This is a genomic window from Dokdonella sp. (assembly GCF_035511235.1).
Classification (GTDB): Bacteria; Pseudomonadota; Gammaproteobacteria; order Xanthomonadales; family Rhodanobacteraceae; genus Dokdonella.
The window spans coordinates 1-14,351 of record NZ_DATKFQ010000039.1; the positions used below are offsets into that span (position 1 = coordinate 1).

Sequence of the window (14,351 nt, forward strand, 5' to 3'; positions counted from 1 at the left end):
GACGTGGATCAGCACGCGCCGGGTCGCCGCCGGCAGGCGGTCGAGCCAGGCGATCATGCCGTCCGGACCCGACTGCGGCAGATGGCCGATGTCGCGTGCGCGCTTGCGCGAGAGGCCGAGCGCGATCATTTCCTCGTCGTGCCAGAACGTGCCGTCGACCAGCACCACGTCGGCGCGGCGCATCGCGTCCCACGCGGCGGCATCGATCGCGGCCAGTCCCGGCGCGTAGAACGCGGTGCATCCGGCCGCGTCCTCGATCAGCACGGCGATGTTGTCGCCGGGTACCGGAGCGTCGCGGTGCGGCGAATACGGTGCCGCCTTGCTCGCGACCGGGATGGCCGTGAACGAGAGCCCGGCGACGCCGTCTATCGCGAACGCCTGGCCGTCGAGCGGAATCGGACGACGATCGACACCGCAGAAATGGCCGAGCACGCCGAGCAGCGGATAGCCGCGGCCGAGGTCCTCGGCGACCGCGTCGGTGCACCAGACCGGCAGCGGCCGGCGATGCTCGCGCAGCATCGCCAGACCGGTGACGTGATCGACCTGGCCGTCGGTCAGCAGCACGGCGGCGATGCCGGTATCGCGCGGCGCACGCGCCGGCTGCAGCGGCGCATGCGCGCGGATCTGCGCGAGCAGGTCGGGCGAGGCATTGATCAGCAGCCAGTCCACGCCGTCGCCGCTGACCGCGATCGAGGACTGGGTGCGCGCGGTCGCGCGCAGGCGGCCGCTGCGGACGCCGTCGCAGTTGCGGCAGTTGCAGTTCCACTGCGGAAATCCGCCGCCGGCGGCGGAACCCAGGATGCGAAGTCTCATCGTCTCGGACGGCGCCCCCGCCGCCTCGACGGCGGCGAGGACGCGCGGCGCTCAGCGGTTGGCGATGTACATCGTCACTTCGAAGCCGTAGCGATGGTCGCGGGCTTGCGGGGTTTCCCAGGTCATGGTCGTCTCTCCGGTTGCGGACCGCTTCGCCTCGGGCGAACGGGCAGCCGTGCGCCGGCTGCGCGAGCAGTCTCGATCGATCGCGCCGCAACATGCCTGCGCGAAAGCACGCGATCGGTCCTCATGATTTTCATGAACCGCCGCTGCGGTGCGCCGCCTCCGCGCCCAGACGGATCGCGCGGCTGCGCCAGGGCATAGAATCGCCGGCATGCTGTTTCCCGCGACCGACGCGTACGACCACGGCCGGCTCGACGTCGGCGACGGCCATGTCCTGTACTACGAGCAGGCCGGCCGCGCCGACGGCGTACCGGCGGTGCTGCTGCACGGCGGCCCCGGCAGCGGCTGCAGTCCGGCGCACCGGCGCCTGTTCGATCCGCAGCGCTACCGTGCCGTGCTGTTCGACCAGCGCGGCTGCGGCCGCAGCACGCCGCGCGGCGGCGTGCGCCACAACACGACCGCCCATCTGATCGACGATCTGGAGCGGCTGCGCGAGCATCTGGGCATCGCGCGCTGGCTGCTGGTGGGCGGCTCGTGGGGATCGGCGCTGGCGCTGGCCTATGCGGGCCGCCATCGGGAGCGCGTCAGCGGACTGCTGCTGCGCGGGATCTTCCTGACCGGCCGTGCGGATCTGGACTGGTTCTTCCGCGACGTGCGCGCGCTCGAACCGGACGCCTGGCAGTGTTTCGCCGAGCACTTCCCGCGCCGGCGGCGGCGCGACCTGCTCGAGGCCTGCACGCGCGTGTTCGCGCGCGGCGACGCCGCGGCAGTCGCCGCGCTCTGCCGGGCCTGGTCGATGTACGAACGGCGCCTGCTCGATCCGGCCGCCGCGCCGACGGCCGCCGCACCCGGCGAGGTGCCGGCTGCGACGGTCGATCGCTACCGCGTGCAGATCCACTACCTCGCGCGGGGGTGTTTCCTCGGCGAACGCGCCGTGCTCGGTGCCGCGAGCACGCTGAGCGGCGTGCCGACGGCGATCGTGCATGGCCGCGACGACCGGGTCTGCCGGCCGCTCAACGCGTGGCGGCTGCAGCGCACGCTCGGCGGCAGCCGGCTGGCCCTGGTCCACGGCGGTGGGCACGACGCGTTCGCGCCGGCGCTGGCCGCGCCGCTGATCGATGCGCTGGCGCGATTCGCCGATGGCGGCCGCTTCGACGGCTGGGGCGCGGCATGAGCCTGCGCGTCAAGCTGCACCTGCTGATCGCCGCGCTGACCCTGGTGCTGGTCGCGACGATGGTCGCGCTGTTCGTCGGCGACACGCGGCGCAGCGTCGGCGAGGAGATCACCGCGTCGAGCCGGATTGCACAGCAACTGCTGTCGCGCCTGATCCTGGTCGGCGCCCAGGACGGCCTCGACGACCTCGCCGAATATCTGCGCGGGCTCGGCCGCGTGCGCTCCAACGACATCGTGCTCTACGACGCCGGCGGACGCCCGCTGTATCACTCGCCGGAGCCGACCTACAAGGCCGGCCGCTCGGCGCCGGACTGGTTCGCGCGCCGCGTGCAGCCGACGCCGCAGACGCGCAGCATCGAGGTCGGCGACGGCGGCCGCCTGGTGATCCGTTCCGAGGCCTCGCGCGCGGTGCTCGACGGCTGGGACGACATGAAGCGGCTGCTCGGCGTGGCGCTGGCGCTGTTCGCGGCGGTCAACGTGATCGTCTACGTCGTCGTCGGCCGCGCGGTCGCGCCGTTCGAGCGCATCCTGCGCGGCCTGCGCGAGATGGAGCGCGGCGACTTCCATGTCCGGCTGCCGGCCCTGCGCGGCCGCGAAGCCGGCGCGATGGGCGCCGCGTTCAATCACATGGCGGCGGCGATCGAGACCAGCCTGGAGGCACGCCGCGAGGCCGCCGAGTCGGCGGCGCGGCTGGCCGCGCAGCGGGCGCTGACCGGTGCGCTGCACGCGCGCATCGAGGAGGAGCGCCGCGCGCTGGCGCGCGAGCTGCACGACGAGCTCGGCCAGCAGGTCACCGCGATCCGCAGCCTCGCGATCGCGATCGCAGGCCGCGCCGAGGACGACGCCGCGATGCGCAATGCGGTACAGGCACTGACCGCCACCGCGAACCAGCTCTACGATTCGATGCACGCGATGGTGCCGCGCCTGCGGCCGCTGGCACTGGACAGCCTGGGCCTGGTCGATGCCGTGGCCGATCTGGTCGACGACTGGCGCTTGCGCACCACCGGGATCCGCTACGAGACCGCGCTGGCGCCCCTCGCCGACGAACCGGGCGATGCGGTGCGCATCGGTGCCTACCGGATCGTCCAGGAGGCGCTCAGCAATGCGCTGCGCCATGCACGGCCCTCGCGCGTCCAGGTGCGCATCGCGGTCGAGCATGGCGCGCTGGCGATCGCGGTCGCCGACGACGGCATCGGCCTGCCGCAGGCGCCCGAACACGCCGGCCGGTTCGGCCTGCGCGGCATGCGCGAGCGCGCCGAGGCGCTCGGCGGCCACCTGCAGATCGCGTCCGCCCCCGGCGCCGGCTGCACCGTGCAGGCGCGCATCCCCCTCGAGCAACCGGAACCGCCGCGATGAACCGACCGATCCGCGTGATGCTGGCCGACGACCACGCCGTCGTGCGGATGGGCTTTCGGCTGCTGCTGGAGGCGACCGAGGACCTGCGCGTGACCGCCGAGGCCGACAGCGGCGAAGCGGCGTACCGGCTCTATCAGGACGATCCGGTCGACGTGGTGGTCATGGACATCGCGATGACCGGCGTCTCCGGCCTGGAGGCGACCAGCCGCATCCTCGCGCGCGATCCGGGTGCGCGCGTGCTGGCGCTGTCGGCACACGAGGATCCGAGCCACGTCCGTCACATGCTGAAGATCGGCGCGCTCGGCTACCTGTGCAAGCGCAGTGCGCCCGAGGCGCTGATCGAGGCGATCCGCGCCGTGGCGGCCGGCCGCCGCTACGTCGACGCGCAGCTCGCGCAGCGCATGGCCGTGCAGGGCGCGGCGGCCGAACGCAGTCCGGTCGAGCGGCTCAGCGAGCGCGAGTACGAAGTGTTCCTGCACCTGTCCAACGGCCACTCGGTCAACCGCATCGCCGAGATGCTGAACCTGTCGCCGCGCACGGTCGGCACGCATCTGTACAACATCAAGCAGAAGCTCGGCGCATCGAACCAGGCCGAGATCGCGCTGATCGCGATGCGGCACGGCCTGGTCGGCGGCTGAAGGCGCGCCGCGCGCTCACCGCGACCGGCAAGCGCCGCAGCGCCTGCGGAACCGCTCAGACCTTGGCCGGAATCCGCCCGTAGCGGTCCTCGAGCCGGACGATGTCGTCCTCGCCGAAGTAGTCGCCGCATTGCACCTCGATCAGATGGATGTCCTGATCGGTCGGGTTCTCGAGCCGGTGCACCGTGTCCATCGGGATGTAGGTCGACTCGTTGCGCTGGAGCAGGAATTCCTTCTCGCCGACGCGGACCTTGGCGGTGCCGTGCACGACGGTCCAGTGCTCGCTGCGCCGATGATGCAGCTGCAGCGACAGCACGTGGCCCGGCTTGACCGTCAGGCGCTTGACCTTGCAGTCCTCGCCGTCCTCCAGGACCGTGTAGCTGCCCCAGGGGCGGTGCACGGTCTTGTGGAACGTCGCCGCGTCGTGGTTGCTGGCGCGCAGGCGGTCGACGACCAGCTTGACCTGCTGCGCGCGCTCGCGGTCGGCGACCAGCACCGCGTCGCCGGTGTCGACGATGACCAGATCGTGCACGCCGACCGCGGCGACCATGCGCGCGTCGGACTGGATGTAGCAGTTGCGGCTCTCGACCACGATCGCGCTGCCGCGCACGCGGTTGCCGTCGGCGTCGGCGGCGTCGCTCTCGCCCTCGAGCTCGCTGATCGCCTTCCACGAGCCGATGTCGCTCCAGTCGAACGTCGCCGGCACGACCGCCACGCGCGCGGCGCGCTCCATGATCGCGTAGTCGAGCGAGATGTCCGGCTGCGCCAGGAACGCCTCGCGCGGGAACTCCACCGGCGACTCGCTGCCGCTGGCGCCGGCATGACAGGCGCGGACCGCGGCGAGCACGTCCGGGCAGGTCTGCGCCGCGGCCTCGATCAGCGCATCGGCGCGGAAGCAGAACATGCCCGAGTTCCAGACGTAGTGGCCCGAGGCGACGTAGGTCTCGGCGGTCTCGCGGTTCGGCTTCTCGACGAAGGCGCCGACCTCGCGGCCGTCGCGGCCGTCGATCGCCGCGCCCATGCGGATGTAGCCGAAGCCGGTCTCCGGATGGGTCGGCCGGATGCCGAACGTGACCAGCCAGCCGTCGCCGGCCAGTGCCGCGGCGCGCTGCACGTCGGCGGCGAACGCGTCGAGATCGCGGATCAGATGGTCGGCCGGCAGCACCAGCAAGGTCGCATCGGCGCCGACGTGCTCGAGCGCGTGCAGCGCGGCCAGCAGTACCGCCGGCGCGGTGTTGCGCCCGGCCGGTTCGAGCAGGAACGGCAGCCGGTCCAGATCGGCGCGCGGATGCGCGGCGTAGTCGTCGCGCGTCAGGAAGTAGTAGTCGCGGCCGGTCACGGTCAGTACCGGCGCGTCGCCGGCTAGGCGCAGCGCCCGGTCCAGCGTCTTGTTGAGCAGCGATTCGCCGTCGCCCATCTTCATGAACGGCTTCGGATAGGCACTGCGCGAGACCGGCCACAGGCGCGTACCGGCACCGCCGGACAGGATCACGGGGACTAGCATGAGCGGCACTCCTTCAGGCGGAGCGGGCGGCCGCGAGCGCGTCGACGACCTCGCGCAGGCCCTGCTCCCAAGCCGGCAAGTGTAACCCGAACCGCGTTTTGAGCCGTTCACAGTCCAGCACCGACCAGGCCGGACGCCGCGCCGGCGTCGGATAGTCGGCGCTGCCGATCGCGACCAGGCGCGGCCGGCGCGCGATCAGGCCGGCGCCCTCGGCGCGGTCGAAGATCGCCTCGGCGAACGCGTACCAGCTGCAGCGGCCGGCGGCGGTCAGATGGTAGGTGCCCTGCAGCGATGCGCGCCGCTCCGGCGCGGCCGCCTGCCACTGCGCGATCAGTTCGGCGCTGACCGCGGCGATCAGGCCGGCCGGCGTCGGCGAGCCGGTCTGGTCGGCGACGATGCGCAGCTCGTCGCGCTCGCCGGCCAGGCGCAGCATCGTGCGCAGGAAATTGTGGCCCTCGGCCGCGTAGACCCAGGCCGTGCGCAGGATCAGATGCGCTGCACCGCTGGCGCGCAGGGCCTCCTCGCCGGCGAGCTTGCTGCGGCCGTAGACGCCGAGCGGGCCGACCGGATCGTCCTCGCGGTACGGCCGGTCGGCGCGGCCGTCGAACACGTAGTCGGTCGAATAGTGGACGACCCGCGCGCCGCGCCGCGCCGCCCAGGCGCCGATCTCGGCGACGGCGCGATGATTGATGCGGTCGGCGCGCTCGGGCTCGCTCTCGGCCCGGTCGACGGCCGTGTAGGCCGCGGCGTTGACGACGAGGTCGGCGGCGGCCGCCTCGAGGGCACCGGCCAAGCCGGCCGGATCGGCCAGATCGGCCGCGAGCGCGGGCGTACCATCGTCGAGCCGGCCCTCGCGCGTCGCGGCGACGACCTCGCCGAGCGGCGCGAGCGAGCGGCGCAGCAGGCGCCCGACCTGCCCGTTCGCGCCGAGCAGCAGGATTCTCACGGCCGGTAGACCGGCAGGCGCTCCGGCGGCAGGTCGGCCAGGAACGGCGCGCGGACGTCCTTGTCCGACAGCAGCGGATCGGCGATCGGCCAGTCCACCGCGATGTCGCCGTCGTTCCAGCGGATCGCCGCATCGCCGGCGCGGTCGTACAGCGCGGTGCACTGGTAGACGAACGTCGCGTGCTCGGACAGCACCGCGAAGCCGTGCGCGAAGCCTTCGGGGATCCAGAAATGACGGTGGTTCTCGGCCGACAGGATCGCCGCGGCCCAGCGCCCGAACGTCGGCGAGCCGGCGCGGATGTCGACCGCGACGTCGTAGACCTCGCCCTCGAGCACGCTGACCAGCTTGCCCTGCGGGTTCGGCCACTGGTAGTGCAGGCCGCGCAGCACGCCGCGCGCCGAGCGCGAGACGTTGGTCTGCACGAAGCTCAGATCCAGGCCGGCCGCGGCATAGCGCTCGGCGTTGAAGCTCTCGTAGAAGTAGCCGCGCGCATCGCCGTGCACGGCCGGCTCGATCACGACGCAGCCGGGCAGATCGGTGCGGATCAGCTTCACGGCTGCCGGCCTTGCCGCGCCAGCTGCTGCAGGTACAGGCCGTAGCCGTTCTTGGCCAGCGGATGGGCCAGCGCCAGCAGCTGCTCGGCGCCGATCCAGCCGTTGACGAACGCGATCTCCTCCGGGCAGCACACCTTCAGGCCCTGACGCTTCTCGATCGTCTCGATGTACGTGGAGGCCTCGACCAGCGACTCGTGCGTGCCGGTGTCGAGCCAGGCGTAGCCGCGGCCCATCCGCTCGAGCATCAGCGTACCGTCCTCGAGATAGCGACGGTTGAGATCGGTGATCTCGAGCTCGCCGCGCCGCGAGGGCTTGAGCTCGGCCGCATAGTCGGCCGCGCGGCCGTCGTAGAAGTAGAGTCCGGTGACGGCCCAGTTCGACTTCGGATGCATCGGCTTCTCGTCGAGGCCGATCACGCGCCCGTCGCCGTTGAACTCGGCCACGCCGTAGCGCTCCGGATCGCGGACCCAGTAGCCGAAGACCGTGGCGCCGAGCGTGCGGTGGTCGGCCTGGCGCAGCAGGTCGGTCAGGCCGTGGCCGTAGAAGATGTTGTCGCCGAGGATCAGGCAGCTCGGCTCGTCGCCGACGAAATCGCGGCCGATCAGATAGGCCTGGGCGAGACCATCCGGCGAGGGCTGCACCGCGTAGCGGATCGAGATGCCCCACTGCGAGCCGTCGCCGAGCAGGCGCTGGAACAGGGCCTGCTCGTGCGGGGTGTTGATGATCAGCACCTCGCGGACCCCGGCCAGCATCAGCGTGCTGAGCGGGTAGTAGATCATCGGCTTGTCGTAGACCGGCAGCAGCTGCTTGCTGACCGCCTGGGTCAGCGGATAGAGCCGGGTACCGGAACCTCCGGCGAGAATGATGCCGCGTCGCGCTGTCACCGCAGGTCCTCGGGTTCGTCGTCTTCAGAGGGCGCGTATTGTAGGCCGCACGGCCCTGCCCTGCTCGCGCCCGCTCAGGACGCCGCCGGCGCCTCGCGGAACTGCATGCGGTGCAGCGCCGCGTAGTAGCCGCCGCCGGCGATCAGCTCGGCATGCCGGCCGTGCTCGACGATGCGGCCCTCGTCGAGCACGACGATGTTGTCGGCGCGCTCGATCGTCGACAGGCGGTGCGCGACGACCAGGACCGTACGGTCGCGCATCAGCCGTTCCAGCGCGCCCTGGATCGCGCGTTCCGATTCGGTGTCGAGCGCGCTGGTCGCCTCGTCGAGGATCAGGATCGGCGCGTCCTTGAGCAGGGCGCGCGCGATCGCGATGCGCTGGCGCTGGCCGCCCGACAGCAGCGAGCCGCCCTCGCCGATCCGCGCGTCGAGCCCGCCTGGCAACTGGCGGATGAAGCCCATCGCATTGGCGGCCTCGGCGGCCGCCGTGATCGCCTCGATCGAGGCCTCGCCGAGCGCGCCGTAGGCGATGTTGCGGGCGACCGTGTCGTCGAACAGGACCACCTGCTGGCTGACCAGGGCGATCTGCGCGCGCAGGCTCTCCAGCGTGTAGTCGGCCAGCGGCCGGCCGTCGAGCAGGATCTGCCCGCCCTGTGCGTCGTGGAAGCGCGGCAGCAGGCCGACCAGACTGGACTTGCCGCTGCCCGAGCGCCCGACCAGCGCCGTCACGCTGCCGGCCGGGCAGACCAGGTCGATGCCGCGCAGGGCCGGTGCCGGCGCGTCCGGATACGTGAACGCCACGCCGCGGAACTCGATCCTGCCGCGCGCGCGTTCGCAGCGCAGCGTGCCGGTGTCGTGCTCCTCCTCGGCGTCGAGCACCGAGAACAGGTCGCGCGCGGCGGCCACGCCGCGCTGGATGTTGGCCTGGACCGTGGTCAGCCGCTTCAGCGACGGCAGCAGGATCAGCATCGCGGTGATCAGCGACATGAAGGTGCCGGGGCTCATCGCGGCGAGCATCGCCGGCCGCGTCGCCAGGTAGATCACCAGCGCCAGCGCGATCGCCGCCATCAGCTGCACGATCGAGGTCGCCAGCGCATTGGTCGAGGCCACCTTCAGCGCCAGCCGGCGGATGCCGCCGTTGATCGCGCCGAAGCGCCGCTGTTCGTAGTCCTGGCCGCCGTAGACGCGCACCTCGCGATGGCCGGCGACGACCTCGTCGACGATGCCGGCGACCGAACCGACCGAATCCTGGATGCGGTTGTTGATGCGCCGGTAACGGCGCCCGACCACCGAGACCACCAGCGCGATGACCGGCGCCAGCACGAACAGCGCCAGCGTCAGCCGCACGCTGTGGTAGAGCATCACGCCGATCTGGCCGATCACCATCAGGCCGTCGAGCACGACGACCTTGAGCGCGTCCGTACTGGCATTGGCGACCTGTTCGGCCGTGTAGGTCGCGCGCGCGATCAGCTTGCCGGACGCCTCGCGCCCGAACCACGCTGCCGGCAGCCGCAGGTACTTGCGGAACAGCTCGCCGCGCAGCGTCATCACGACCGAGCGCCCGACGTGGGCGATGCCGTAGTCGGACGTGAACACGGCCAGGCCGCGCACCACGAACAGGCCGACGATCACGAACGGCATCCAGAAGATCGTCGCGGCGTTCTTGGCGACGAACAGGTCGTCGAGCATCGGCTTGATGACGAACGTGAACGCGGCGCTGCAAGCCGCGTCGAACGTCATGCCGAGCAGCGCCAGCGCGCCGATCGGCCAGTAGCGCGCCGAGTAGCCGAGCAGACGCCGGTACACGCCCCAGGGCGAGTCCTGCGTGCCACGGGCGGCGCCTTCGCTCACGGCGTGCCGGACCGTTCGGCCGGCGTGGTCGCGATACTCAGATGCGTGAAGCCGAGCGAACCGAGCGCGTCCATCGCGGTGATCACCGCCTGGTGCGGCGTCTGCGCATCGGCGCGCAGCGACACCGGCCGCTGGCGGTCGTCGCCGGCGACGCGCGCGATCGCGTCCCTGAGCGTGTCCAGGCTCGAGTTGAGCACCTCGTTGTTGTCGAGGTAGTAGCGCCCCTCGCGGTCGATCACGATCAGCAGCGGCGGCTGTTCCTCCTGCTGGCGGTCGCTCGTCTCGGCCTCCGGCAGCGTGACCTTCAGGCGCGAGTGCTCGACGAAGGTCGTCGACAGCACGAAGAACATCAGCAGGGTCAGCATGACGTCGATCAGCGGGATCACGCTGATCTCGAAGTCGTCGTCTCGGCGTCCGGACGCGATGCGCATCGTCGCCTCGTCAGACCGCGGCGCGCGCGATCGGCTCGCTCTGCGCGCCGAGCTCGTCGACCAGGGCGATCACCTGCTTCTCCATCTCGATCGCCAGATCGTTGACGCGGCCGCGGAAGTAGCGGTGGAAGATGTAGGCCGGGATCGCCACGAGCAGGCCGGCCGCGGTGCAGATCAGCGCCTCGCCGATGCCGCCGGCCATCTTCATCGGATCGCCGACGCCGCTGACCATGACCGCGAAGAACATGCGGATCATGCCGATCACGGTGCCGAGCAGGCCGAGCAGCGGGCCGATCAGCGCGATCGTGCCCAACGTGTTGAGGAAGCGTTCGAGCTGGTGGATCACGTGGCGGCCGGCGTCCTCGACGCGTTCCTTAATCACCTCGCGCGAGCGGTAGCGCACCGACAGCGCGGCGGCGAGCAGCTCGCCGAGCGGCGAGCTGGCGGCCAGCTCGCGGATGTGTTCGGGGTCGAGGCGGCGCGTGCGCGCCCATTCGCGCACCTGGTCGCCGAGTTCCGGCGGCGCGACCACCTTGCGGCGCAGGCTCCAGAACCGTTCGAGCACGATGGCCAGGGCAATGGCCGAGCACACGAGAATGGGCACGATCGCCCAACCTCCCGCCATCAGGATTTCCAGCACGAGCACACCTTCTTGCGACCGCGACGACCGGCGGCATGATAGCAGCGCCGCAGCGCCGAACCGTGCGCCCGGTCGCCGACGCGCGATCGGATCGCCGGGCGCGCCTACTCGCGCCAGTAGCGGCGCCGGTGCTCGCGCTCGCGGCGCGCGATCCGCGGCTCGGCATCGGCAGCGAAGACCACCTGCACGGCGCCCGCATCGGCGGTATTGACCAGTTCCACGCCGGCGCGGCGGTAGCGCTCGACGACGCGCGGATGCGGATGGCCGAACCGGCTGCGCCAGCCCGCCGATATCAGACCGAGGCGCGGCTGCAGCGCCGCGATGAAGCCTGCGCCGGACGAGGTGCGGCTGCCGTGGTGCGGCACGACGAGGATCAGCGGCGGCCCGTCGCCGACCGCGCCGGCCAGGCCGCGCTCGACACGCATGCCGATGTCGCCGGTCAGCAGCAGGCGGCCGGCGGCGTGCTCGACCAGGAGCACGCAGGAGCGGTCGTTGCCGCTCTGCATCGAGGCCGGCGCCGGATGCAGGATGCGGAAGCGGACACCGTCCCACCGCCATTCCCGACCGGCCTCGCAGGGCGCAAGGTCCAGCGGGCTGGTCGCGGCCTCGCCGCCGAGCCGGTCCGCCTCGGGCCAGGCGCGGATCAGCGCGGCCGCACCGCCGGCGTGATCGTTGTCGTTGTGACTGACGATCAGGCGATCGAGCCGGTCGAGGCCGAATGCGCGCAGCGTCGGCAGTACGGCCGCCTCGCCGAGATCGAACTCCGACGGATAGCGCGCGCCGGCGTCGTACAACAGCGCGTGCCGATGCGTGCGCACCAGCACCGACAGGCCCTGGCCGACGTCGATTAGCGTCGCCTCGAACGCACCGGGCGCCGGCCGCTGCAGCGCCGGCGCGACCAGCGGCAGGAACAGCAGCAGGCCGAGCGGCCGCAGCGGCACGCCGCGCGGCAGGAACAGCCAGATCGCGCCGGTCATCGCCAGGACCAGGGCCACCGGAGCGACCTCCGGCAGATACCAGTGCGCACCCGGCCAGGCCGCCATCCGCGCCCATAGCCACCACTGCAGATCGACCAGCCAGCCGGCCGCGACGAACAACGGCGCGGCCAGGGCCGGCGCGATCAGCTCCAGCAGCGTCGCCAGCAGCGTCGCCGGTACGATCGCCAGGCTCACGAACGGGATCGCGACCAGATTGGACAGCGCGCCGACCAGCGACGCCTCGCCGAAGAACCAGACCGTCAGCGGCAGCAGCGCGATCGTCATGACCCACTGGCCGATGCCGAGCTCGCGCACGAAGCCGAGCGCACCACGCTCGTGCTGCAGGCTCAGCATCAGGAACGCCACGCCGGCGAACGACAGCCAGAAGCCCGGTGCCAGCACCGCGGCCGGGTCGAACGCGAGCACCGCCAGCAGCGCCAGCGCCAGCGACTGCGCCCCGCTGCCGGCGCGGCGGCTCAGGCGTGCCAGCGTCACGACGCCGATCATCAGCACCGTGCGCACGGTCGGCAGGCTGCCGCCGGCCAGCAGGCCGTAGCCGAGCGCGGTCGCGAACGCGGCCGGTGCCATCGCCAGCGGTGCCGGCACGCGCAGCGCGAGCGCGGGTACGGCCCACCACAGCAGGCGCACCAGCGCCGCGCCGAACAGCGCGGCGACGCCGACGTGGAAACCGGAGATCGAGATCAGATGCGTCACGCCATTGGCGCGCGCGACGTCCCAGTCCGCGGCATCGAGCGCGCGCGTGTCGCCGACCGAGAACGCGCGCAGCAGCCGCGTCGCATGCCGGTCGCCGACGTGGGCGACGATCGCCGCCGACAGCCGCTCGCGCAGGCCGTCCACGCAGAACGGCACGCGGCCCAGCCGCTCGTGCGCACCGCCGTCGCGGACGTAGCCGACCGCAACGATGCGGCGCTCCAGCGCGTGGCGTTCGGCGTCGAAGCCGCCCGGATTGACCAGGCCGCGCGGCCGCTTCAGCCGCAACGGCAGGCGCCAGCGCTCGCAGGCGCCGAGCGCCTCGGGCACCTGGCCGTACCACGACAGCCGCACGCGTCCGTGCAGGGCGACCGGCTCTCCATCGAGCCAGGCCCATTCGACACGCAGCAAGAAGCGCGTCGCGTCGCTGCGCGCGAGCGGCAGGTCGTCGACGACGCCGACGACGTCGAAGTCGCGGCCTTCCAGTTCGCGCGGCAGCCGTTCGAGCAGCGCGACATCGGCGCGCCATGCGCACCAGGCGAAGCCGAGCGCGACGGTCGCGATCCAGCGCGCGCGCGGCCAGCGCCAGGCGACGCCGATCGCGGCGAGGCCGAGCGCGACGACCAATAGCCGCGGCGGCAGCGCCGGCAAAGCCTGTACCGACAGCACGCCGAGCAGGAACGCGCAGGCGATCGCCGGCGTCGACAGGCGGCGGCGCGAAGGCGCCGGAGGCGGTGCAGCATCGAGAGGCGCCGGATCCATGGCGTCGAACCGTCCCTCAACCGCCGCTCTTGTCGACCTCGTGCACGCTGCCGCCGCGCAGCTCCAGCACGCGGTCCATGCGCATCGCCAGGCGCCGGTCGTGCGTCACCAGGATGAAGCTGGTACCGATCTCGCGGTTGAGCTCGAGCATCAGCGCATAGACCTGGGCCGCATTGGCCTCGTCGAGGTTGCCGGTCGGCTCGTCGCCGAGCACGCAGGCCGGCCGCGTGACCAGCGCACGCGCGACCGCCGCGCGCTGCCGCTCGCCGCCGCTCATCTCGCCGGGCTTGTGCTCGAGCCGCTCGGCCAGGCCGACGCGCTCGAGCAGCGTGGTCGCACGCTGGCGCGCATCGTCGATCGGCGTGCCGCGGATCAGCAGCGGCATGCAGACATTCTCCAGTGCGGTGAATTCCGGCAGCAGGTGATGGAACTGGTAGATGAAGCCGAGCGAGCGGTTGCGCAGCGCACCGCGCGCGCGATCCGACAGCCGCGACATCGTCTTGCCCTCGACGACGACCTCGCCGGCGCTCGGCGTGTCGAGGCCGCCGAGGATGTGCAGCAAGGTGCTCTTGCCGCTGCCGGACGCGCCGATGATCGCCAGCGTCTGGCCGCGCGCGACCTCGAAGCTGACCTCGCGCAGCACTTCGGCACGCAGGCGGCCTTCCTGATAGGTCTTGGCGATCCGCTCGGCGCGCAGCACCGTCGTTGCGTTCATGGCCGCTTCCGCCGCATCGTCCTGTCCGTTCCGATTCACCTGGTCACTCATAGCGCAAGGCCGCCGCCGGCTGCACGCGCGCCGCGCGCCAGGCCGGATACAGCGTGGCCAGCGTGCAGAACACGAAGGCCGTCACCGTGATCCAGCCGACGTCGCCCCAGTGCAGGTCCGCCGGCAGCTCGCTGATGTAGTAGACGTCCGGCGACATGAAGACGATACCGAACGTGCGCTCCATCCAGTGCACGACGGTCTCCAGGTTCAAGGTCATCACGAC

At 71.9% G+C, this 14,351-nt stretch carries 14 protein-coding genes and 1 pseudogene; 3 read left to right on the forward strand and 12 right to left on the reverse strand.

All coding sequences use genetic code 11. The features are described from left to right. Positions 1-813, reverse strand: an 813-nt coding sequence (pqqB, locus tag VMR06_RS16835) for a pyrroloquinoline quinone biosynthesis protein PqqB (RefSeq protein WP_325378474.1), incomplete at its 3' end; no start/stop codon positions are given. A gap of 51 nt (positions 814-864) precedes the next feature. Further along, positions 865-1,149: a pyrroloquinoline quinone precursor peptide PqqA gene (gene pqqA, locus VMR06_RS18235; protein WP_414648168.1), complete on the reverse strand. Its 285-nt coding sequence runs from the start codon at positions 1,147-1,149 to the stop codon at positions 865-867. Here pqqA and pip point away from each other — a divergent pair. Genes pip through VMR06_RS16850 form a run of 3 tightly spaced genes read left to right on the forward strand, consistent with a single transcriptional unit; the run spans position 1,148 to position 4,103 of the window. Then, positions 1,148-2,110 (forward strand): prolyl aminopeptidase, encoded by a 963-nt coding sequence (gene pip, locus VMR06_RS16840; protein WP_325378476.1) that lies wholly within the window; start codon positions 1,148-1,150, stop codon positions 2,108-2,110. The two genes, pqqA and pip, sit on opposite strands and share 2 nt — an antisense overlap. Continuing rightward, positions 2,107-3,465: a sensor histidine kinase gene (locus VMR06_RS16845; protein ID WP_325378478.1), complete on the forward strand. Its 1,359-nt coding sequence runs from the start codon at positions 2,107-2,109 to the stop codon at positions 3,463-3,465. Before pip ends, VMR06_RS16845 begins: the two co-directional genes overlap by 4 nt. Then, positions 3,462-4,103: a response regulator transcription factor gene (locus VMR06_RS16850; RefSeq protein ID WP_325378480.1), complete on the forward strand. Its 642-nt coding sequence runs from the start codon at positions 3,462-3,464 to the stop codon at positions 4,101-4,103. Before VMR06_RS16845 ends, VMR06_RS16850 begins: the two co-directional genes overlap by 4 nt. A gap of 55 nt (positions 4,104-4,158) precedes the next feature. Here the strand turns inward: VMR06_RS16850 and VMR06_RS16855 are convergent, their stop codons facing one another. From VMR06_RS16855 to VMR06_RS16900, 10 genes and pseudogenes are all read right to left on the reverse strand, one after another. Continuing rightward, positions 4,159-5,607, reverse strand: a complete 1,449-nt coding sequence (locus VMR06_RS16855; protein WP_325378482.1) for a mannose-1-phosphate guanylyltransferase/mannose-6-phosphate isomerase — start codon at positions 5,605-5,607, stop codon at positions 4,159-4,161. A 13-nt stretch (positions 5,608-5,620) separates the two neighbouring features. Continuing rightward, on the reverse strand, positions 5,621-6,553 hold the full coding sequence (rfbD, locus tag VMR06_RS16860; RefSeq protein ID WP_325378484.1) for a dTDP-4-dehydrorhamnose reductase: 933 nt from the start codon (positions 6,551-6,553) through the stop codon (positions 5,621-5,623). Next, the gene (gene rfbC / locus VMR06_RS16865; RefSeq protein ID WP_325378486.1) at positions 6,550-7,107 is read right to left on the reverse strand and encodes a dTDP-4-dehydrorhamnose 3,5-epimerase; all 558 of its coding nucleotides are present in this window, start codon (positions 7,105-7,107) and stop codon (positions 6,550-6,552) included. Before rfbC ends, rfbD begins: the two co-directional genes overlap by 4 nt. Then, a complete protein-coding gene (gene rfbA, locus VMR06_RS16870; RefSeq protein WP_325378488.1) occupies positions 7,104-7,991 on the reverse strand; it encodes a glucose-1-phosphate thymidylyltransferase RfbA in 888 nt (295 codons plus the stop codon). The genes rfbC and rfbA overlap by 4 nt, the downstream gene beginning before the upstream one ends. Positions 7,992-8,065: 74 nt before the next feature. Beyond that, positions 8,066-9,841 carry a lipid A export permease/ATP-binding protein MsbA gene (gene msbA, locus VMR06_RS16875; protein ID WP_325378490.1) on the reverse strand — a complete coding sequence of 592 codons (1,776 nt, stop codon included), beginning with the start codon at positions 9,839-9,841 and terminating at the stop codon, positions 8,066-8,068. Then, complete coding sequence (locus tag VMR06_RS16880) at positions 9,838-10,272, reverse strand: biopolymer transporter ExbD (protein WP_325378492.1); 435 nt, start codon at positions 10,270-10,272, stop codon at positions 9,838-9,840. The genes msbA and VMR06_RS16880 overlap by 4 nt, the downstream gene beginning before the upstream one ends. Positions 10,273-10,282: 10 nt before the next feature. Further along, positions 10,283-10,912, reverse strand: a complete 630-nt coding sequence (locus VMR06_RS16885) for a MotA/TolQ/ExbB proton channel family protein (protein WP_325378495.1) — start codon at positions 10,910-10,912, stop codon at positions 10,283-10,285. Between the two features lie 104 nt (positions 10,913-11,016). Further along, positions 11,017-13,362, reverse strand: coding sequence for a DNA internalization-related competence protein ComEC/Rec2 (locus tag VMR06_RS16890; protein WP_325378497.1), 2,346 nt, complete (start codon positions 13,360-13,362; stop codon positions 11,017-11,019). A gap of 16 nt (positions 13,363-13,378) precedes the next feature. Beyond that, positions 13,379-14,077 carry a lipoprotein-releasing ABC transporter ATP-binding protein LolD gene (lolD, locus tag VMR06_RS16895; protein WP_325378499.1) on the reverse strand — a complete coding sequence of 233 codons (699 nt, stop codon included), beginning with the start codon at positions 14,075-14,077 and terminating at the stop codon, positions 13,379-13,381. 43 nt (positions 14,078-14,120) lie between these two features. Beyond that, positions 14,121-14,351: pseudogene (locus tag VMR06_RS16900) on the reverse strand (lipoprotein-releasing system transmembrane subunit LolC); the annotation flags it as partial.